Source organism: Oricola cellulosilytica, assembly GCF_019966575.1.
Lineage (GTDB): Bacteria > Pseudomonadota > Alphaproteobacteria > Rhizobiales > Rhizobiaceae > Oricola > Oricola cellulosilytica.
On the sequence record NZ_JAINFK010000002.1, the window covers coordinates 1 to 20,741 of the forward strand.

17 protein-coding genes are annotated in these 20,741 nt (G+C 62.0%); 11 read left to right on the top strand and 6 right to left on the bottom strand.

What is annotated here, in order from left to right; translation table 11 throughout:
* Window positions 1–275: 275 nt before the first annotated feature.
* Window positions 276–551: a hypothetical protein gene (locus LC298_RS04685; protein ID WP_131568623.1), complete on the bottom strand. Its 276-nt coding sequence runs from the start codon at window positions 549–551 to the stop codon at window positions 276–278.
* A 462-nt stretch (window positions 552–1,013) separates the two neighbouring features.
* Here LC298_RS04685 and ugpB point away from each other — a divergent pair, with 462 nt between their 5' ends.
* The 4 genes from ugpB (at window position 1,014) to LC298_RS04705 (ending at window position 5,193) form a co-directional block, all read left to right on the top strand.
* Entirely contained in the window at window positions 1,014–2,330 is a 1,317-nt protein-coding gene (gene ugpB, locus LC298_RS04690) for a sn-glycerol-3-phosphate ABC transporter substrate-binding protein UgpB (RefSeq protein ID WP_131568621.1), read from the top strand.
* Between the two features lie 62 nt (window positions 2,331–2,392).
* Window positions 2,393–3,274 carry a sn-glycerol-3-phosphate ABC transporter permease UgpA gene (gene ugpA / locus LC298_RS04695; protein WP_131568618.1) on the top strand — a complete coding sequence of 294 codons (882 nt, stop codon included), beginning with the start codon at window positions 2,393–2,395 and terminating at the stop codon, window positions 3,272–3,274.
* A 23-nt stretch (window positions 3,275–3,297) separates the two neighbouring features.
* Window positions 3,298–4,134, top strand: coding sequence for a sn-glycerol-3-phosphate ABC transporter permease UgpE (gene ugpE / locus LC298_RS04700; protein ID WP_131568855.1), 837 nt, complete (start codon window positions 3,298–3,300; stop codon window positions 4,132–4,134).
* Between the two features lie 3 nt (window positions 4,135–4,137).
* Complete coding sequence (locus tag LC298_RS04705) at window positions 4,138–5,193, top strand: ABC transporter ATP-binding protein (RefSeq protein ID WP_131568616.1); 1,056 nt, start codon at window positions 4,138–4,140, stop codon at window positions 5,191–5,193.
* A gap of 67 nt (window positions 5,194–5,260) precedes the next feature.
* On the opposite strand, the gene LC298_RS04710 is transcribed toward LC298_RS04705, so the two are convergent.
* The 4 genes from LC298_RS04710 to LC298_RS04725 all read right to left on the bottom strand — a co-directional run bounded on the left by LC298_RS04710 (window position 5,261) and on the right by LC298_RS04725 (window position 10,764).
* The gene (locus tag LC298_RS04710; protein WP_131568614.1) at window positions 5,261–5,584 is read right to left on the bottom strand and encodes a hypothetical protein; all 324 of its coding nucleotides are present in this window, start codon (window positions 5,582–5,584) and stop codon (window positions 5,261–5,263) included.
* A 101-nt stretch (window positions 5,585–5,685) separates the two neighbouring features.
* Window positions 5,686–6,814 (bottom strand): peptide chain release factor 2 gene (gene prfB / locus LC298_RS04715; protein WP_131568612.1). Its coding sequence is split into 2 segments (ribosomal slippage): window positions 5,686–6,744 and window positions 6,746–6,814, totalling 1,128 coding nucleotides; the frame shifts between segments, so codons are not numbered across the junction.
* A gap of 75 nt (window positions 6,815–6,889) precedes the next feature.
* Window positions 6,890–9,337 (bottom strand): penicillin-binding protein 1A, encoded by a 2,448-nt coding sequence (locus LC298_RS04720; protein WP_131568853.1) that lies wholly within the window; start codon window positions 9,335–9,337, stop codon window positions 6,890–6,892.
* A gap of 170 nt (window positions 9,338–9,507) precedes the next feature.
* Window positions 9,508–10,764, bottom strand: a complete 1,257-nt coding sequence (locus LC298_RS04725) for an N-acetylmuramoyl-L-alanine amidase (protein ID WP_131568610.1) — start codon at window positions 10,762–10,764, stop codon at window positions 9,508–9,510.
* Window positions 10,765–11,281: 517 nt separating this feature from the next.
* Here LC298_RS04725 and LC298_RS04730 point away from each other — a divergent pair.
* A complete protein-coding gene (locus LC298_RS04730) occupies window positions 11,282–14,104 on the top strand; it encodes an Rne/Rng family ribonuclease (RefSeq protein WP_131568608.1) in 2,823 nt (940 codons plus the stop codon).
* Window positions 14,105–14,181: 77 nt separating this feature from the next.
* On the opposite strand, the gene LC298_RS04735 is transcribed toward LC298_RS04730, so the two are convergent.
* Window positions 14,182–15,336: a pyridoxal phosphate-dependent aminotransferase gene (locus LC298_RS04735; RefSeq protein WP_131568606.1), complete on the bottom strand. Its 1,155-nt coding sequence runs from the start codon at window positions 15,334–15,336 to the stop codon at window positions 14,182–14,184.
* A 126-nt stretch (window positions 15,337–15,462) separates the two neighbouring features.
* On the opposite strand from LC298_RS04735, the gene LC298_RS04740 reads away from it, so the two are divergent.
* The 6 genes from LC298_RS04740 (at window position 15,463) to aat (ending at window position 20,719) form a co-directional block, all read left to right on the top strand.
* Window positions 15,463–16,824, top strand: a complete 1,362-nt coding sequence (locus tag LC298_RS04740) for a M48 family metalloprotease (protein WP_223385551.1) — start codon at window positions 15,463–15,465, stop codon at window positions 16,822–16,824.
* Between the two features lie 23 nt (window positions 16,825–16,847).
* On the top strand, window positions 16,848–17,618 hold the full coding sequence (locus LC298_RS04745) for a DsbA family protein (protein ID WP_131568604.1): 771 nt from the start codon (window positions 16,848–16,850) through the stop codon (window positions 17,616–17,618).
* A 143-nt stretch (window positions 17,619–17,761) separates the two neighbouring features.
* Window positions 17,762–18,235, top strand: coding sequence for a type II 3-dehydroquinate dehydratase (gene aroQ / locus LC298_RS04750; RefSeq protein ID WP_131568602.1), 474 nt, complete (start codon window positions 17,762–17,764; stop codon window positions 18,233–18,235).
* Window positions 18,228–18,713, top strand: a complete 486-nt coding sequence (gene accB, locus LC298_RS04755; protein WP_131568599.1) for an acetyl-CoA carboxylase biotin carboxyl carrier protein — start codon at window positions 18,228–18,230, stop codon at window positions 18,711–18,713. The genes aroQ and accB overlap by 8 nt, the downstream gene beginning before the upstream one ends.
* Before the next feature lie 19 nt (window positions 18,714–18,732).
* A complete protein-coding gene (gene accC / locus LC298_RS04760; protein WP_131568597.1) occupies window positions 18,733–20,079 on the top strand; it encodes an acetyl-CoA carboxylase biotin carboxylase subunit in 1,347 nt (448 codons plus the stop codon).
* 19 nt (window positions 20,080–20,098) lie between these two features.
* Window positions 20,099–20,719, top strand: a complete 621-nt coding sequence (gene aat, locus LC298_RS04765; RefSeq protein WP_223385552.1) for a leucyl/phenylalanyl-tRNA--protein transferase — start codon at window positions 20,099–20,101, stop codon at window positions 20,717–20,719.
* The last annotated feature ends 22 nt before the right edge of the window (window positions 20,720–20,741 follow it).

Consider the following 20,741-nt stretch of genomic DNA (forward strand, 5'->3'; position numbering starts at 1 on the left):
CCTTCTTCCGGCCCGACGTGGGGGCTCATCACCCAGGCAGGGACCTCTCCCCGCCCCGTCAGGCGCCGGCCTCTCCCCTGTGCCGGTGTGCACCCAGGCTTCCTGCGAGAGACGGGAACAGTATGCGGCAGCGGCGAGAAGTGTGGATAAGTTTTTCGCGGGAAAATGCGAATGTCTCGTGATTTCAGCGGTGTGGGCGGAAGGCGGCAAAAAACCTGTCGACGTTTTGCGGGCTCTTTCACCAATCGCCAATGGTAGCCCAGTGGCAAGGCAACCTATGCCACGCGGCCAAGCCGTTCGATTTGCTGGGAAAATTCCTCGCACAGCGCAGTGGCTTCATCCTCCGGCAACCACCGGGTCATCTGCGGGAAGACCGTGCGGTAATACCCCTGTTTGGCACGATCCCACGGCATGGTCTTGGCGGCGCGCGCTTCCGCGAGGATGCGCTCAAGCTTCAGGCGCACCTTGTCGGGATCGGCGCGATAGACGACCGGGCCGGAAGGCGCCGGTTCCTCATGCGTCGAAAACATGTCGAGTTGATGCTTGTTCATTTGCCCGGAAGCGCTGTCACGAATCGTCTTCACTATCGCCAGCGGCGTTCAACTCTTCAAGCTTGACCAGAGGTTGTTCCAAGATTCTTTCGAGCAGATCGGCTTGCGCCGGTTCCAGCCGGACGAGTCCGTCGCACTCTGTCCGAAAAGGGAGACAATTTCGGCAAGTGTTGATTTGGCCATGTGATTCCCGTCGTTCCGCCAACCGTATGGAGCAGGATACGAAATTCAATAACCAAATCTGATGGGAGGCAAATACTTGAGCCGAATTATGGAATTGGGACGTTCACGGAAGCACCCTCACTCGCCGCACATCGCCCCTGTCATCGCCGTGACACATGCCGCATCCACGAATTGACAGCCGTCCGAGAAAGGACAAGTCTTGCCGGAGCCCCGCAGAGGGCACCCCGGAAGACGGTCCTGCCGCGAACGGGGATCAAATCAATTACGGGAGAAAACACCATGGGTGTGAAAACAGCTTACGTCGCCGCGCTTCTCGCGGGTTCGGTGGCCTGGTCGGGGCCCGCCCTCGCCGCAACCGAGATTCAGTGGTGGCACGCCTTCACCGGGCGCCTCGGCGATCTTCTGGCCGAGCAGGTGGAACAGTTCAATTCGAGCCAGGACGAATACACCGTCGTCGCGTCCCACAAGGGCAATTATTCCGAAACGCTGAATGCCGGCATCGCCGCCTTCCGCGCCGGCGAGCAGCCGCATATCCTGCAGGTGTTCGAGGTCGGCACGGCAACGATGATGGCCGCCGAAGGGGCGATCAAGCCGGTTTACGAGGTGATGGAGGAAGCCGGCGTCGAGTGGGACCCGGACGCCTATATGGGCGCGGTGAAGGGATACTACACCACGACCGACGGCAGGATGCTGTCCCTGCCCTACAATTCGTCGACGCCGGTGCTCTACGTCAACCGCGACCTGTTCAAGGAAGCCGATCTCGATCCGGACATGGATCTGTCGACATGGGAACAGGTCGGCGAGGCGCTGGACGCCCTGAAGGAAGCCGGCATCGGCTGCCCGTTGACCACCGCATGGCAGAGCTGGGTGCATCTGGAGAACCTGTCGGCCTATCACAACGTCCCGTTCGCGACGAAGGATAACGGTTTTGCCGGGGTCGACACCGAACTCAGCTTCAACGGGCCGGTGCAGGTGAAGCACATCGAGACGATGGGCGAATGGGCGAAGGACGGCAAGTTCATCTATGCCGGGCGGCGCAACGAGGGCGGCGCGAACTTCCGCGGCGGCGAATGCGCGCTGTTCACCGAAAGCTCCGCCGGTTACGCAGGCGTGAAGGCGGAAGCCGATTTCGAATTCGAAATCCGCCCGCTGCCCTACTGGTCGGACGCCGAGGGCGCCCCGCAGAACACGATCATCGGCGGCGCGTCGCTGTGGGTGCTCTCGGGCCATGAGCCGGAAGACTACAAGGGCGTGGCGGAGTTCCTGAAGTTCCTGTCCTCGTCCGACGTGCAGGCGGCATGGCACCAGAACACGGGCTATCTACCGATCACCACGGCGGCGGCCGACCAGACCAAGTCGGAGGGCTTCTATGACGAGAACCCAGGCACCGACATCGCCGGAATGCAGATGACCGGCAAGGAGCCGACGGCCAACTCGAAGGGCCTGCGCCTCGGGTCGTTCGACCAGATCCGCGGGATCATCGACGAGGAGCTGGAAGCCGTGTGGGCCGGGGACAAGGAAGCCCAGGCGGCGCTCGACAGCGCCGTGGAGCGCGGCAACCAGCTGCTGCGCCGCTTCGAACAGGCCAACAAATAAGCTGAAGACGCCCCCGTTCCGGCGGGGGCGTCCTCCGTTACGCGGAGGACGGTGGGGGGCCGATGGAAAAACGGGTCATCTTCAAGGGCTGGCTGCTGCCGCTCCTGCTTTTGACGCCACAGGTCGTGGTGACGGCGGTGTTCTTCTTCTGGCCGGCGGGCCAGGCTGTCTGGCAATCGCTGTTCATTCCCGACCCGTTCGGCCTGAAATCGCAGTTCGTCGGACTCGGCAATTTCGAGTTCCTGCTGCGCGACCCGTTCTACCGGGCGAGTTTCGTCACGACGGCGGTGTTCTCCCTGCTGGTGACGGCCGTCTCGATGGGCGTCGCGCTCTATCTCGCCGTGCTCGCCGACCGGCTGATCAAGGGCGCGGGCACCTACCGCACCCTGCTGATCTGGCCCTATGCCGTCGCGCCTGCCGTCGCCGGCGTGCTGTGGCTGTTCATGTTCAACACCCGCGTCGGCGTGGTGAGCTGGTATCTCGGCCTGCTCGGCTATGACTGGAACCACGTGCTGAACGGCGGCGAGGCCATGGGACTCGTGGTCGTCGCCTCGGCCTGGGGGCGGATCAGCTACAACTTCCTGTTCTTCCTTGCCGGCCTTCAGGCAATTCCGCGCTCGGTCATCGAGGCGGCGGCGATCGACGGAGCGCATTTCTGGACGCGGTTCCGCACGATCGTCTTTCCGCTGCTGTCGCCGGTGACGTTCTTCCTGCTGGTGGTCAACATCGTCTACGCGTTCTTCGAAACATTCGGGGTCATCCACACGATCACCAGCGGCGGGCCGCAGCAGTCGACGACGATCCTCGTCTACAAGGTCTATGCGGACGGCTTCGTCGGGCAGGATCTCGGATCGTCGGCGGCGCAGTCGGTGATCCTGCTGATCGTTGTCGGCATCCTCACCGTCATCCAGTTCAAGTTCATCGAGCGGCGGGTGCATTACTGATGGCGCGTCTTCCCGAAAGCGGAATGGTGGAAAAGCGCGGCGCGGGGCTGTGGCTGACGCATCTGGGGCTGATCGCGGGCGTTCTGGTGATCGTCTTTCCGATCTGGCTCGCCTTCGTCGCCTCGACCGTCAGCCAGCCGGAAATCGTGCGGCCTCCGATGCCGCTGTGGCCGGGCGACCAGTTCTTCGAGAACTACAGCAAGGCGCTCGTTTCGGGCATCAACGCACCGGTGGCGCGGATGCTTTTCAACTCGGCGGTGATGGCGTTCGGCATCGCGATCGGCAAAATCGTGATCTCCATCCTGTCGGCCTTCGCGATCGTCTATTTCCGGTTTCCGGGACGGAATTTGTTCTTCTGGCTGATCTTCCTGACGCTGATGCTGCCGGTCGAGGTGCGGATCGTGCCGACCTACGAGGTGGCAGCGAATTTCGGAATGCTGAACAGCTATTCCGGGCTGATCTTCCCACTGATCGCCTCGGCCACCGCAACCTTCCTGTTCCGGCAGTTCTTCATGACCGTCCCGGACGAACTGGCCGAAGCGGCGCGGGTGGACGGCGCGCGGCCGATGCGGTTCTTTTGGGACATCCTGCTGCCGATGAGCCGCACCAACATCGCGGCGCTATTCGTCATCCTCTTCATCTATGGGTGGAACCAGTATCTCTGGCCGCTGCTCATCACCACCGACCCGTCGATGAACACGATCGTCATGGGCATCAAGCAGATGTTCCCCTCCGGTGACGACATAGCCGACTGGCCGGTGATCATGGCGACCTCGATCCTGGCGATGCTGCCGCCGGTGGTGGTTGTGATCTCCATGCAGAAACTTTTCATCCGCGGCCTCGTGGACAGCGAGAAATAGACCATGGCAACCATCAGAATCGACAATGTGAAGAAACGCTTCGGCCAGACCGAGGTCATTCACGGCGTCGACATCGACATCAATGACGGAGAGTTCATCGTCATCGTCGGCCCGTCCGGCTGCGGCAAGTCCACGCTGCTGCGGATGGTGGCAGGACTGGAAACGGTCACCTCGGGCGAAGTGCAGATCCACGGCAAGCGGGTCAACGAACTGGAGCCGATGGACCGTAACATCGCCATGGTGTTCCAGAATTACGCGCTCTATCCGCACATGAGCGTGTTCGACAACATGGCCTACGGGCTGAAGATCGCGGGAACGGCCAAGGCCGAGATCGCCGAGCGTGTCGACAAGGCGGCGCAGATGCTGCAGCTCGGCGATTATCTCGACCGCAAGCCGCGGCAGTTATCCGGGGGACAGCGTCAGCGCGTGGCGATGGGCCGGGCGATCGTGCGCAAGCCCGCCGTCTTCCTTTTCGACGAGCCGCTCTCCAATCTCGATGCAAAGCTGCGGGTGCAGATGCGCCTCGAAATCAAGGCATTGCAGCGCGATCTGGGAATCACCTCGCTCTACGTCACGCACGACCAGGTGGAAGCGATGACACTGGCGGACCGTATGGTGGTGATGAATGCGGGCGTTGCCGAGCAGATCGGGGCGCCAATGGATGTCTATCAGGACCCGCGGACGATGTTCGTTGGCGGGTTCATTGGATCTCCGCCCATGAATTTTCTGCAATTACGGCAGGCCAGTGACGATTCGATGCGGCTGCCGCCCCAAATCGCCGACAGGATCGAGAAGGCGGAAGGACCGGTGACGGTCGGCGTCAGGCCCGAGCATCTCTCCCTAGACGCCAATGGCGAGGCGCGGTTTTCCGGCCGCCTGCGCTACGTGGAGCCGCTGGGTGCCGAGACGCTCGTCCATCTCGTGACGGAGGGCGGGGAGCAGATAACCGTAAGACAGGACGGCATCGCGCAATTGCCGGAGGCCGGATCGCAATGCGTGATGAGCAGCGCGGCAGAACATATCTGCCTGTTCGGGAAGGACGGCGCGCGCATCGACTGACGAAAAGAAAATGGCCCGCAGAGGCGGGCCATCCCAAATGTAATTTCTTTTCAGGAACTGCTGCGCTCTAGAACCGCTCGGCGCTGGCCATCTGCAGCTCGCCGCCAACAGTCATCGGCTTCGTATCGTCGATCCGCGCCTCGGCCAAAAGGCCGCCGGTGGGATCGAACTGCCAGTCGATTGCCACGCGCTCGCCCGTTGCGGCGCCCTCGACGGGCAGGCACTTGGCGACGGCGACGGGATAACCGTCGATTTCGCGGACGCGGGTCTCGATTTCATTCTCGCAGGCCTCGACGGACGCGTAATGCCGAACGGGCTCCGGATTTTCACGGCAGACCATCATGGCGTCGTCGCATCCCAGCATCAGCATTACAGCAATAATCGGTTCCATCGTTCCTCTCCTTGTCAGAAGATGAAACGATCTACCTGTGATCCGGTTCCATCGCTGTGCGTTCGATCACAAAACGTGGACGCCGGTTCCGCCGGCTGGCGTTATTCGACGTCCTCGATCTCGGCCCCGTCACCGCCGTGAACCTTATGGGCCAAAGCGGCTTCCATGAACGGATCGAGCGCACCGTCGAGAACGTCTGACGGGGCGGTCGACTCGACGCCGGTACGCAGATCCTTGACCAGTTGGTAGGGCTGGAGAACATATGAGCGGATCTGGTGCCCCCAGCCGATGTCGGACTTCGAATCGTGCGCCGACTGCGCCGCTTCCTCGCGCTTCTGCATCTCCAGGTCGTAAAGCCGACCGCGCAGCGCCTTCATGGCATTGGCGCGGTTCTGGTGCTGCGATTTCTCCGAGGATGTAACCACGATACCGGTCGGCAGGTGGGTAATGCGCACCGCCGAGTCGGTGGTATTGACGTGCTGGCCGCCGGCACCGGAGGAGCGGTAGGTGTCGATCCGGATATCCTTGTCCTGGATATCGATCTCGATGTTGTCGTCGATGACCGGGAAAACGCCGACCGAAGAAAACGACGTGTGACGGCGGGCATTTGAATCGTACGGGCTGATGCGTACCAGCCGGTGGACGCCGCTTTCCGTCTTCAGCCAGCCATGGGCGTTGTGGCCCTTGACGAGAATGGTCGCCGACTTGATGCCCGCCTCCTCGCCTGCCGAATATTCCTGCAGTTCGACCTTGAAGCCGCGGCGCTCGGCCCAGCGCGTGTACATGCGCAGAAGCATGTTGGCCCAGTCCTGGCTTTCGGTGCCGCCGGCGCCGGAATGAATTTCGACAAACGTGTCGTTGGGGTCGGCCTCGCCCGACAGCAATGCGTCGACCGCGCGCTTGTCAATCTCCGACTGAATGCCGCGAATGGCCTTCTCGGCCTCGGCGACGGTTTCCTGGTCGCCCTCTTCCTCGCCGAGCGCGATCAGTTCGACATTGTCCTCCAGATCCTGATCAAAGCGGCGGATGGCCGTGACCATGTCCTCCAGACGCTGACGCTCCTGCATCAGCTTCTGGGCTTCGGCGGGGTCGTTCCAGAGTTCGGGATCCTCGGCGCGTGAATTCAGATAGTCGAGGCGTTTGATTGACTGTTCCCAGTCAAAGATGCCTCCTCAGCAGGGCGATCGCCTGCTCGATTTCGTCGACGAGCGTCGCGGTTTCGGCGCGCATGAAGCTTTCCTCGGATTGCAGTGAATGTCTTGGGCGATGTAAGCGGCGCGTTCCAGCCTGTAAAGAGCGGAGGCATCAGAACAGACCGCCCTGCCCGCTCTGAATGGCTTCTTGGGCGCGCGGTGAAATTCGGCGCTGTTCCTCTGCCTGGATGGCGACGGTCTCGATGCCGATGACCTGATAACTGTCCGCCGGTCCCGTGCCGGGCTTGAACGCCTCGAGGATCGTGTCGCCACCCGACGAGCGCATGCCGGTCTTGCGATCGATCTCGACAACATTCATGCCATCGGGCAGACGGAAATCGGCGATCGGCTGACCTTCGAGCGCGGCCGCCATGAACTCCTTGAACACCGGCGCTGCCAGCTGGCCGCCGGTCGAGCCGCGCCCCATCGGCGTCGGCTGGTCGTAACCAATATAGACGCCCGTTACCATGTTCGGCGTGAAGCCAATGAACCAGGCGTCCTTCTCGTCGTTGGTGGTGCCGGTCTTGCCGGCGAGCGGGCGGCCGAGTTCCCGCAGGAGCGTTGCCGTTCCGCGCTGCACGACGCCTTCCATCATCGAGGTAATCTGGAACGCCGTCATGGGATCGAGCACCTGCTCGCGGTTGTCGACCAGTTGCGGCTCGTCCTGCTGCAGCCACTGCGAGGCATTACAGCCCTCACAACCACGCTGGTCGTGCCGGTAGACCGTCCGGCCGTAGCGATCCTGAACGCGGTCGATAAGCGACGGCTCGATCGAACGCCCGCCATTGGCGATGACGGAGTAGGCCGAGACCATGCGCAGCACCGTCGTCTCACCAGAGCCGAGCGCCATGGCGAGAACCGGGAGCATGTCGTCGTAAATGCCGAAACGCTCGGCGTATTCCGCGACAATCGGCATGCCCATATCCCTCGCGAGGCGGACCGTCATCAGGTTGCGTGATTTCTCGATGCCAAGCCGCAGCGTGGAAGGGCCGGCAAAGCCGCCACCATAGTTCTTCGGCTCCCACACATCGTTGCCGCTGGTGATCGAGATCGGCGCATCCATCACCACGGAGGCGGGGGTGTAACCGTTGTCGAGCGCGGCGGCGTAAACGAACGGCTTAAAGGCCGATCCAGGCTGCCGGTAGGCTTGCGTGGCGCGGTTGAACTGAGAATCGGAGAAGGAAAAGCCGCCGGCCATGGCGAGGACGCGGCCGGTATTGGGATCCATGGAGACGAGCGCGCCGGATACTTCCGGCACTTGCTGGAGTACGACCCCGGCGTCGCCCTTGTCTTCCACATAGACGACATCGCCCGGTGCGACCACTTCTCCGAGCGACTTGACCTTGGTGACCTTGCCGTCCTCGTTTCTGGTGAACGCCCACTTGGCGTTTTCCGCCGCCAGCGTCACGGTTTCGCGTTTCGAGGCGATCCTGCCCGAGATTTCGCGCTTCGGCTGGAGACCGAGTTCTGCGCCCTGCTCGCCGATCGACAGAACGGCGGCGAGTTGCCACTCCGGCACGTCGGACAGGCGCTCGACATCGGCGAGCGGGACACCCCAGTCCCCCGCCACGTCTATCCGGGCAACAGGACCTCGATAGCCGCGCTTCCGGTCGTAGTCGATCAATCCATTGTGGAGCGCCTCGCGGGCGAGAACCTGAAGGGCGGGATCAAGGGTCGTGCGGACAGACAACCCGCCTTCATAAAGCGCATCGTTGCCATAGCGGTCGATGATTTCCTTGCGCACTTCCTCAGTGAAATATTCCGAAGCGAACACGAAATCTCCAGAGCGGCGGAAGTTGACGCCAAGCGGCTCCGCCTTGGCGGCATCGGCCTCCTCGCGGGTGACGTAGCCATTGTCCAGCATCCGGTCGACGATCCAGTTGCGGCGCGTGATCGCGGCTTCGGTGTCGTCGAACGGGTGATAGTTGCTGGGTGCCTTTGGAAGCGCCGCCAGATAGGCCGCTTCCTGGATGTTCAACTCGTTGACGGACTTGCCGAAATAGGTCAACGCAGCGCCGGCGATACCGTAGGCGCCTGAACCGAAGAATATCTCGTTGAGATAAAGCTCTAGAATGCGGTCCTTCGAATAGGCCTGCTCGATACGGAACGCGAGGATCGCTTCGCGGATCTTGCGGTCGATGGTCCGATCGTTGGTCAGGAGGAAGTTCTTCGCCACCTGCTGTGTAATGGTGGACGCGCCAACAAGGCGGCGGCCGCTCTGGTAATTCTCGAGATTGGTCACCATGGCGCGCGCAAGCGCAACGAAGTCGACGCCGCGGTGATGGTAAAAGTTCTTGTCCTCGGCCGACAGGAACGCCGCCTTAACGCGATCGGGGACGGCCTGGATCGGCAGATAGAGGCGCTTCTGACGCGCAAACTCGCCCATCAACTGGCCGTCGGACGAATAGACGCGGGTCGTTACCGGCGGTTCGTAACTGGAGAGAACCTCGTAGTCGGGCATATCCTTCGTCAGACCGCCGATATAAACAACAACGCCACCGGCGACCAGCAGAAACAGGACCGTTGCGATTCCAAAGAAATAACCGAGCAGTCGAAGCATCATCTCACTTTCGTACGCTGACGAGGCGCGTCGTCCAGACCGTAGATTAATAGACTCTCGCCACCCGCGAAACAGGCTTCCGTCGCAATTGGGACCTCAACGTGGCATCCCAGGGAAAAAGTCGTGGCTTTTCAGCAACAAGTGTGTGCGGAGTCGTCAATCAGCGCTGGCTATTGCGCATCGGGCGCGAGTGCAAGGTCTTTTGACGAAAGGGCAGCGAACTTTTCTATGGCGGCGGCAAGGCGATCCGCCAGACCGTCCCGCCATTCGGCATCGTTCATGAGCTTTTCGTCGTCCTGGTTCGAAAGATAGCCGAGCTCGATCAGGACAGACGGCACGTCTGGCGCCTTCAGCACGTAGAACCCGGCGTAGCGGTGCGGGTTCTTGATAAGCCGGGCAAACCCCCGGAGATCGGAAATAGCCAGACGCGCGAACTGAACGGAAAAGCCGAGCGTCTCGCGACGGGTCAGGTCGACGAGGATGTCCGTGACTTCATCACCGCTATCGGGCAGTTCGACGCCGGCGACCGAATCCGCAAGATTCTGATCCTTGGCGATTGCCGCCGACACCGCGTCGGATGCTTTCTCCGAGATGGTGTAGATCGTGGCGCCGCGCACATCCTGCTGGCGCAGGTAGTCGGCGTGAATGGAGATGAACAGATCCGCACCATGCTGCCGCGCGAAACCGGTGCGATCGCCAAGCGCAACGAAAACATCGCTGTCGCGCGTCATGAACACCTCGGCGCCCATGTAGCCGGAGAGACGATCGCGCAGAACCTCGGCAAACTCGAGCGTGATGTCCTTCTCCATCGTTCCCTGGGTGCCGCGCGCGCCGTCGTCGATGCCGCCGTGGCCGGGATCGAGCACGATCGTGAAGGTGTCGTCGCGATTACGCACCGCACCGAGCCGGTCACGTTTCTGTGCCGTGTTCACCAGCGAAGTCGTGGTCAGCTTGCGGTCGAGCGCATCGGCAAAGGTGCGGGCGTCCGTCACTTCAAGATCGATGACCAGATTGTGGCGGCCGTCCTGCGCTGCCGCCCGGGTATCTATCGTGCGCACCTTGAAAGGCTTGCCGGTCTCGAAAATGATCCGGGAGTGCTCTTCGCTCATGTCGCCATAACGGACGCTCTCGATAAGGTTCGAATTGCGCACCGCGCTATCGTTGAAGCCGTAAGCGATCTTGCCGAGATCGAGTACCAGCCGCCAAGGCCGGTCGAGGATCGTGTGGGTAACCTCTACCGGCTCATCGAACTCGATGACAATGCGCGAGACTTCGTGATCGCCGGCAATCCGCATATCGAGCGCGACCGGTGGCGTTGCGAAGGCAATTGGCGGTTGAAAGAGGAGAAAGGCGAAAAAAAACAGCGTCGCGCGGACAGTGCGCCCGGCGACTTTCCCGAATCGATATGTGCTTCTCAAGCGAGCCATCGTGCGGTTCTGTCTCACAATGGGACGCCTATGCAAACATCGTTAAACAAAGGTTTCATACGGGTCCTTGTCCCTTCCCAAGTGGGTGGACCATATCGCGACGCAATTAAAACGCTTGCAGCGCGACTGGCAAAAATCTAAATTGCGGCGGCGCAGTTGCGTCAATACGCGTGCGGCGCAATCAAAAGAATTCGCCGGTCAGTTCGGTTGTAGGCTGACGGCATCTCCCAGCGGGTCTCCGAAACGGGGATCCCCGCCCTTCGAGAGAGGGCGAACCAAACCGGCTCCGGTACCGGAGTCCCAGTGAAGTCGTTTTGTTGGCCGATATTGATGGCATTTTTTTGCACCATGTCAGACGAGAGTATGCAGCAGCCGCACGGAGAATCCGAGGCTGTCGCCACGTCGCGCGAGCCGGCAAGACATCTATTAAGCAGCACAAGGTCATCCAGAATGAGCGAGATGACGCGCACCCGGATACAACCTTCGGATGCATGCGCGGCTGCTGGAACAAGAATCAATGTCAAACAGAATGTTCATCGACGCCTCCCATCCGGAGGAAACCCGAGTTGTCGTCGTAAAGGGTAATCGCCTCGAAGATTTCGATTTCGAATCCGAACACAAGAAGCAAATTCGCGGAAACATCTACCTCGCCAAGGTAACGCGGGTCGAACCGTCGCTGCAGGCGGCGTTCGTGGAATATGGCGGCAATCGCCACGGTTTCCTCGCCTTCTCCGAGATCCATCCCGACTACTACCAGATCCCGCTGGCCGACCGGCAGGCGCTGCTCGCCGAAGAAGCCAAACTGGCCGAACAGGAGGACAATGACGAGGCTGAGGCGCCGGAACCGCGCAAACCGCGGCGCAAGCGCAACAACCGAAAGGGACGTGGCCAGCGCCAGGAAGCGTCCTCGGAATCGCCGACTCCCGAAGCCGAGCCCGTTGCCATGGAGGCGATTCTCGCCGAGTGGGAGGCCAATGCGCCCGAAGAGGACGACGGGGACGATACGCGGGAAGCGGTCGCCGCGAGAACTGCTGACGACGGCAATGTCATATCCGAAGATGTCGACGATGACGAAACCGACGATTCGCCCGATGGCAACGATCAGGACGATGACGATGACCGCGGATCGCGCCGCGGCAGGCGCCGGCGTGAACGCGGCGGCCGGAACCGGCGGTCCGCACGCCATTCGGACGAGGGAAATGGTGACTCCGACGATTCCGACGATGACGGCCGCGACGAAGGAATCGACACCGTCGGCAGCGAAGACGCCATGGATGAGGCGCGCCCGCGTCAGCGGGTGCAGCGCCGCCAGTACAAGATCCAGGAAGTCATAAAGCGCCGCCAAATCATCCTTGTCCAGGTTGTGAAGGAAGAGCGCGGCAATAAGGGCGCTGCGCTGACGACCTACCTGTCGCTTGCCGGCCGCTATTCGGTGCTGATGCCGAATACAGCGCGCGGGGGCGGGATCTCGCGCAAGATCACAAATGCGCCGGACCGCAAACGGCTGAAGGAGATCGTCCGGGATCTGCAGGTGCCTGAAGGCATGGGCGTGATCCTGCGCACCGCCGGCGCCAATCGAACCAAGGCCGAAATCAAGCGCGACTACGAGTATCTGATGCGCATGTGGGACAGCGTGCGCGATCTGACGCTCGCCTCCACCGCGCCGACCCTGGTCTACGAGGAAGGCAGCCTGATCAAGCGCTCGATCCGCGATCTCTACAACAAGGATATCGGCGAAATTCTGGTCTCCGGCGAAGACGGCTACCGCGAGGCCAAGGACTTCATGCGGATGCTGATGCCCAGTCACGCGAAAATGGTTCAGCCCTGGCGCGAATCACAACCGATTTTCGCCCGCACAGGGATCGAGGCGCAGCTCGACGGGCTGATCCAGCCGAGTTGCCGGCTGAAGTCGGGCGGCTACATCATCATTAACCAGACCGAGGCGCTGGTCGCCATCGACGTGAATTCGGGCAAATCCACCCGCGAGCACTCGATTGAAGACACCGCGCTCCAGACCAACCTGGAAGCTGCCGAGGAAGTCGCTCGGCAATTGCGCCTGCGCGACCTTGCCGGACTGATCGTGATCGACTTCATCGACATGGAGGAAAACCGGAACAACCGGGCGGTCGAAAAAAAGCTCAAGGAATGCCTGAAGAGTGATCGCGCCCGCATCCAGGTCGGACGAATCTCGCATTTCGGGCTCCTGGAAATGTCTCGCCAGCGGATGCGCGCCAGCGTTTTGGAAAGCACGATGCAGCCGTGCCCTCATTGCGGCGGCACGGGCCATGTTCGGTCGCAGCAGTCGGTCGCGCTGCATGTGATCCGGTCGCTCGAAGACTACCTCATGCGCAACGGGCAGCATCATGTCACGGTGCGCACGAGCGGCGACACGGCGCTCTACATTCTGAACCACAAGCGCGAAACGCTGACCGACATGGAGGCGCGCTTCGGCCTTCGTATTTCCGTACTTGCCGATCCGGCGATCGGAACCGAGATGTTCGCGATAGACAAGGGCGAGGTTTCCGATCTGCCCCGCACGCAGCCGGTTCGTCCCGATTATGGCGATGAAGACGATGATCCTGATCTGCCGATCGAGGATGACGAGGAAGAGACTTCGGCGGAGGCGCAGCCGGCCGACGAGGAGCGCGACGAAAGCGACGGCGACGACGAGCGCAACCGAGGCCGTGGCAAGCGCCGCCGCAAGCGCCGGGGACGCAGGGACCGTGACGAAAGCCAGAACGGCGACGCTGCTGATCAGGCTGCGCAAGAAAGCGCGTCCGACGACGAGGGCGAGGATGACGAAGGACGAGAGCGCGGGAAGAAGCGCCGCCGTTCGCGCGGACGCCGAGGCGGCCGCGACCGGCGCAAGCCGCGCATTCCGTCAGCCGAACCTGTAGGCCCGCTTGCTGACTCCATTGCGGCGGAAGCAGAGGCCGAGGAACGGGAATCGATGGCCAAGGCCGAGGCAGCCAAGTCTGCCGCGGAGGAACAGGCGCGGGAAGAAGAGCGAACTGTCGCCTCGGTGCCGGAGAAGGAGCCGGAAGAAGCGCAGCGCGCGCCGGCGCCCGTTCAGGACAACGCCGATGCGGCGCCTGCCTGGGCCGAGACGAACGGCGCGAATTCAGCCGAGCCGATCGAGACCGGGGATGTGGCGGGCGCAAACGATAATGACAACGACGCGTCGACACCGCCCGGCGAAGCCGAGCAGCGCCCGGCGCGCCGCCGCGCCGCCGCCGACTCGCTCAACCACGAGGCGGAGCCGGTGGTAACGTCCGAGGGAGATACGGCGGAGAAAAAATCCAAAAAAACCGGATGGTGGTCGCGAAAAGGATTTTTTTGATCGGCTGGTAATCAAACGGCTTTGAAGGGCGGGGTAATTCCCGCCTTTTTCTTCTGATATTCAGAGCGTTATCGCATTTACTTCCCGATCCAGTTCTCCATCCGGGCGATCGCGCGGGCGACCGTCTCGCCGCTCCCGGCATAGGAGAAGCGCATGAAGCGGTGGCCATTCACGGGATCGAAATCGAGACCGGGCGCGGCCGCGACGTTGATTTCCGCAAGCATCCGCCTAGCGAGGTCCATCGAATCATTGGTGTGGCGGCTGACGTCGCACCACGCATAGAACGCACCGTCAGGCGGTGCGGCGAATGAGATTCCCATGGCTGGCAGGCGCTTCAGGAGAAGTGCACGGTTGGCGCGGTAACCGTCCTTGATGCGATCCAGTTCCTGCGTGCATTCGAAGGCTTTCGGCGCGGCTATCTGGGCGAGGTCCGGCGCCGAGATGTAAAGGCTCTGCGCGAGCCGCTCGACTGGCCGGACGAGCTCCTCCGGCAGCACCATCCAGCCAATGCGCCAGCCGGTCATGCAGTAATATTTCGAGAATGAGTTAATGACGATGACGTCATGCGAGTGCGCGAGCGCGGTGCGATCATCGCCGGTGTAACGCAGGCGATGATAGATCTCGTCGGAGATGAAGGCGATTCCCTCGTCACGGCAGAAATCCATCAGGCCGTTCATGTGATGGCGATCGGTGACGGCGCCGGTCGGATTGGCCGGGCTTGCGATGAGAAGCGCGCTCAGCGGCTTCTCGCGGTGCGCTGCCTCCAGCATGGCGACCGTCACCATGTGGTCTTCGTCCGGATCGGTTTCGATCTCGACCGCTTCCAGCGAAAGTGCCTTGATAATGTTGCGATAGGCCGGATAGCCGGGCGCCGTAATGGCAATGCGTCCGCCAGGGTCGGTTACCGCCAGAAACGCGAGTGAGAACCCGGCCGACGAGCCGGTCGTGAGCGCAATTCGCTCCGCCGGCACCTCGACGCCATAGTGATCGGCATAATGGCGGGCGACGGCGCGGCGGGAATCGGTGCGGCCGAGCGCATCGGTATAACCAAGACGCGCATTGCGAAGCGCATGCTCCGCAGCATCAAGGACGCCGACCGGCGCCGAGGCGGACGGTTGGCCGACAGCAAGCGACAGCACATCCCTGCCGGCGTCGGCGAGCGCATTTGCCTCGCGCAGCACGTCCATTGCGTGAAACGGCTCCACAGCGCCGCGCGCCGACATTCCGGCCATATGGGATTTCTCCGAGTTGTCTGGCCATCACGATAGGGTGCGGGGCCATGTTTTTGCTATGATTGACGGGCATTTCGCGATAGCGAAACCAAGTCCCTATGAGCACATAACACGGGAAGTTGCCAATTGGTCAGAACGCTGGCGACCTGGATGACGATGATCGCGCTTTCGATCAGCGCGGCCACAACGGCACGGGCGCAGGCGTCGCTGCCGATCGTGCGCGACGCCGAGATCGAACGGCTGCTCAGTGACTATGCGACGCCGTTGCTCAGAGCGGCAGGGGTCAAGCGAGACCGCATCGACATCGTCCTGGTCAACTCGCCTGCATTCAACGCATTCGTCTCGGGCCGCAAGATTTTCGTCAATACGGGCACGATCGTCACTGCGGAGACACCGAATGAGGTGATCGGGGTGCTTGCGCACGAGATCGCCCATCTGGCCGGCGGTCATCAGGACCGCCTGCGCCAGCAGATCGATCGTGCGCAGACGATCGCCGCGGTGACCGCCGTGCTCGGAGCGTCGGCCGCCGTCGCTGCGGGCATGAGCGGAAAGGGTTCGGTCGCGGGCGCCGGGAGCGGGCTTGCGCTGGGCGGCGCCGAGGCGGCAAGGCGCGGTCTGCTGACCTACCAGCGAAGCGAGGAGCTTGCCGCCGACCGTGCAGCGGTCGATTATCTGGACAAAACCGGTCAGTCCCCGAAAGGAATGCTGGTCACTTTCGAGCGGTTCCAGCGCGATCTGGCGCTTATCAGCGACCGGATCAATCCGTACCGCATCAGCCACCCCCTGCCCCGCGAGCGCATCTCGGCGCTCGAGACGCTCGCCCGCAAGAGCCCAAATTTCAGCAAGTCCGATCCGGCAGGATTGCAACAACGCCATGACATGGCGCGCGCGAAGATCATCGCGTATACGTCGGGTCCGGCGGCCGCCGAGGGTTTCGCGCAGAAGACGGCGTCCAGCCGGGCCGCGCTCTACGGGCGCGCGATTGCCAAGTTTCTCTACGGCTCGCCGCAACAGGCACTTCCCATGATCGACAAGCTAATCGCAGGCGATCCGTCCAATCCCTATCTCCACGAGATCAAGGGAGAGATACAGCTCAAGGCGCGCAATGCGGCGGCTGCAGCGGACGCCTTCACGCAGGCCGCGCGGCTCGACAAGGGCGACTCCGGCCTAATTCAAAGCGCACTCGGTCATGCTCTCGTCCTGCAGGGCGACCGGCAAAGCCTCCAACGCGCAGTCGGCGAACTGGAAGTCTCGCTCTCGCTCGATCCGGTCAATCCGGTCGCCTACCGGAATCTCGCCATGGCCTACGGCCGCCTCGGCGACACGGGGAGCGCCGAACTTGCAACGGCGGAAGAAAACTTCCATTCAGGACGTTACAAAGATGCCAAGGTGTTTGCGGCACGCGCCAAGCGGAAATTCGAACCGAATTCGCCGCGATGGTTGCGCGCCGACGACATTCAGCGTTTCAAGACGCCCGACAAACGATAATCAGGTCCATGAAAGGCCCAGACATGACATACGGATTCCGCTCCCTCCTCGCCATCATCGCGCTCGGCGCGGCCGTCGCGCTACCAGGCGCGACCATCTCTGCGGGCGCAATCGACGCCTCGGACCGCGCGGAAATCGAGACTATCGTGCGCGAATATCTTCTGGAAAACCCGGAGATCCTGCTCGAAGTCCAGCAGGCGCTCGAGGAGCGCCAGGCAGTTGCCCAGCGCGAGCAGCGGATCGACGCGATCGCCTCCCGCAAGGAAGCCATTTTCGAGGACAAGAACGATCCGGTTCTGGGCAATCCCGAAGGGAACATCACGATCGTCGAGTTCTTCGACTACAATTGCGGCTTCTGCAAGCGCGCCATGAACGACATGATCACGATGATCGAAAACGACGACGAACTACGTTTCGTCCTGAAGGAGTTCCCGATCCTGGGACCGGATTCGGAAGGCGCCCACCGCGTGGCATTCGCATTCAACGACCTGATGCCCGAGAATTACGGCGAGTTCCATCTTCGCCTGCTCGGTTTCGACGGCCGCGCCACCGAGGATGTCGCGATGCGCATCGCAACGGAACTGGGGGCCGACGAGGCGGCGATTCGCAAGCAGATGGCAGCCGGAGGCATTCCGGCCCGCGTACGCAATACCTACGATCTGGCGAATGTCCTCGGCATCAACGGCACGCCCGCGTATGTGGTCGGCGACGAAGTGGTTGCGGGCGCACTCGGAGAAAGCGTTCTGACCGCCAAGATCGCCAATGTCCGCCAGTGCGGCTCGACGCTCTGCTGATCGGCGGGGAAACCCCAAAACACACCGATTCATGTGCGCATCTTGCGCCCCGGCGGGAAAATCGGCCGCGCGCCCTTGTCGCGCGCCGCCTCACATTCTACCGAAGTTCTACCGGATCCGCGCGACAACAAGAAACGTAATACATGAAGAAGCGCATTCTCATATTGAACGGCCCCAATCTGAACATGCTCGGCACCCGCGAGCCGAGCGTGTATGGCGCCATGACTCTTGCGGATATCGACGCGGAATGCACCAAGTTGGGCTCCGAGCTTGGCCTGGTGGTGGCGTCGTTCCAGTCCAACCATGAGGGCGAACTGGTCGAGAAGCTGCAGGAAGCCGGACGCGAGAAAATCGGCGTCGTGTTCAATCCGGGCGCCTATTCGCATACGTCGATCGCCTTGCGCGACGCTATAGCCAGTTCCAAGGCGATGGTCGTCGAGGTGCACATCTCGAACATTCATGCGCGCGAGCCGTTCCGGCATCATTCCTACATCTCCGCAGTCGCCAAGGGAGTGATCTGCGGGCTCGGCACGCAAGGCTATTTGCTTGCGATGCGCGCGCTTGCCGTTCATATGAACCCGGACGGGGAAAAACCAATCGAGGACAACAATGGCTGAACGCAAGCCGGCAATCGATACCGGGCTGGTGAAGGATCTCGCCGATATCCTGACCGAAACCAATCTGACCGAAATCGAGATCGAACAGGGCGAACTGCGGATTCGTGTCTCGCGCGATAACCCAGCGCCCAGCTACGTTCAGGCCAGTGCCCCCGTACACCAGCAGGCCCCGCCCGCCGCCGCTCCCAACGCTCAGCCGGCCAGCGCGCATCAGCCGCAGAAGACCGAAGGCGAGAAGCGCGACGGGGAGGAAGTGCCCTCGCCGATGGTCGGAACTGCCTATCTGGCCGCCGCTCCGGGCGCAGCGCCGTTCATCGAGGTCGGGCAAAGCGTCAAGGAAGGCCAGACCCTGCTGATCATCGAGGCGATGAAGACGATGAACCAAATTCCGGCACCGCGCGCCGGCACAGTAAAGGAAATCCTGATCGCGGATTCAGAACCGGTGGAATTCGGACAGCCGCTCGTGGTTCTCGGGTAAGGCCGGAGCGGGCAAGGACATGTTCAACAAGGTTCTCATCGCCAATCGCGGGGAAATCGCGCTACGCGTTCTGCGCGCCTGCAAGGAACTCGGTATTCCCACCGTTGCCGTGCATTCGACGGCAGATGAATCGGCAATGCATGTGCGGCTCGCCGACGAAAGCGTCTGCATCGGCCCGCCGCCGTCACGCGACAGTTATCTCAACATCCATCAGATCGTAGCGGCCTGCGAAATCACCGGCGCGGACGCAGTGCATCCCGGCTACGGCTTCCTCTCGGAAAACGCGAAATTCGCGGAGATTCTCGAGGCGCACAACATCACCTTCATCGGCCCGACCGCCGAGCATATCTCGGTGATGGGCGACAAAATCGAGGCGAAACGCACCGCTGCAAAGCTGGGAATCCCGGTCGTCCCCGGTTCGGAAGGCGGCGTCAGCGATGAAGGCGAGGCAAAGAAGATCGCCGCCGACATTGGCTATCCGGTGATCATCAAGGCGACCGCCGGCGGCGGCGGACGCGGCATGAAGGTCGCACGCTCGGAAGACGATTTGCTGGTCGCCCTGCAGACGGCCCGCTCGGAAGCGGGCGCGGCATTCGGCAACGACGCGGTCTATATCGAGAAATACCTCGGCCAGCCGCGGCACATCGAGATTCAGGTCGTCGGCGACGGCGCCGGAGCGGGCGTACATCTCGGCGAGCGCGACTGCTCGCTGCAGCGCCGCCACCAGAAGGTGTGGGAGGAAGCGAATTCCCCTGCCCTAAACGAAAAGCAGCGCAACGAAATCGGCATGATCTGCGCCAATGCGATCGCCGAAATGGGCTATCGGGGCGCGGGCACGATCGAATTCCTGTACGAGAACGGCGAATTCTACTTCATCGAGATGAACACCCGCCTGCAGGTGGAGCATCCAGTCACGGAGGCAATTACCGGCATCGACCTGGTCCATGAACAACTTCGCGTCGCATCGGGCGCGGGGCTTTCCGTCACCCAGGACCAGATCACGTTCGAAGGTCACGCAATCGAATGCCGGATCAACGCCGAAGACGCGCGGACATTCGTTCCCTCGCCCGGCACGATCACCCATTACCACACGCCGGGCGGGCTTGGTGTGCGGGTCGATTCCGGCGTTTATGCCGGTTACCGTATACCGCCCTATTACGACAGCCTGATCGGCAAGCTGATCGTGCACGGCCGCAACCGGGTCGAATGCATGATGCGGCTTCGGCGGTGCCTCGATGAATTCGTGGTCGACGGTATCAAGTCCACGCTGCCGTTGTTCCAGGACCTGGTGCAGAATCCGGACATCGCCAATGGCGATTATGATATCCACTGGCTGGAAAAGTACCTGGCAAACCACGCGGCGTAGCGGCGCCGGGACATGCCTCATGAAGCGTAACGCAGACGACGCGAAACTGCGCGGCGTGACGCCGCAAATCCTGCTGCGTGCCTATGCGGCGGGGATCTTTCCGATGGCGGACGATGCGGACGATCCGGAAATCTTCTGGGTGCAGCCCGACGTGCGCGGCGTGATCCCGCTCGACGCCTTTCACGTTCCCCGAAGCCTGGCGAAAAAGGTACGCCAGGCGCCCTTCGACATTCGTTTCAACACGGCTTTTGCAGCAGTGATTGGATTCTGCGCGGAGGCGACCGAAAACCGCGAAAAGACCTGGATCAACCGGACGATCCGGGAGCTTTATCGCCAACTCAACGAGATGAAACACGCCCATTCCGTGGAAGCGTGGGAGGGCAACGAGCTGGTCGGAGGACTTTACGGCGTCACCCTCGGGCGTGCCTTTTTCGGCGAGAGCATGTTCTCACGCAGGACGGACGCGTCGAAGATATGCCTGGTGCATCTGGTCGAGCGCCTCCGGGAGCGCGGGTTCATTCTGCTCGACACGCAATTCACCACGGGACATCTGAAGCAATTCGGAGCAATCGACGTATCGCAGGAAGAATATCAGGCGATGCTGGAGGAGGCGCTGACCGGCGAAGCCCGGCTCGACTGACCGGCCTGCGCAATCGCCGCGG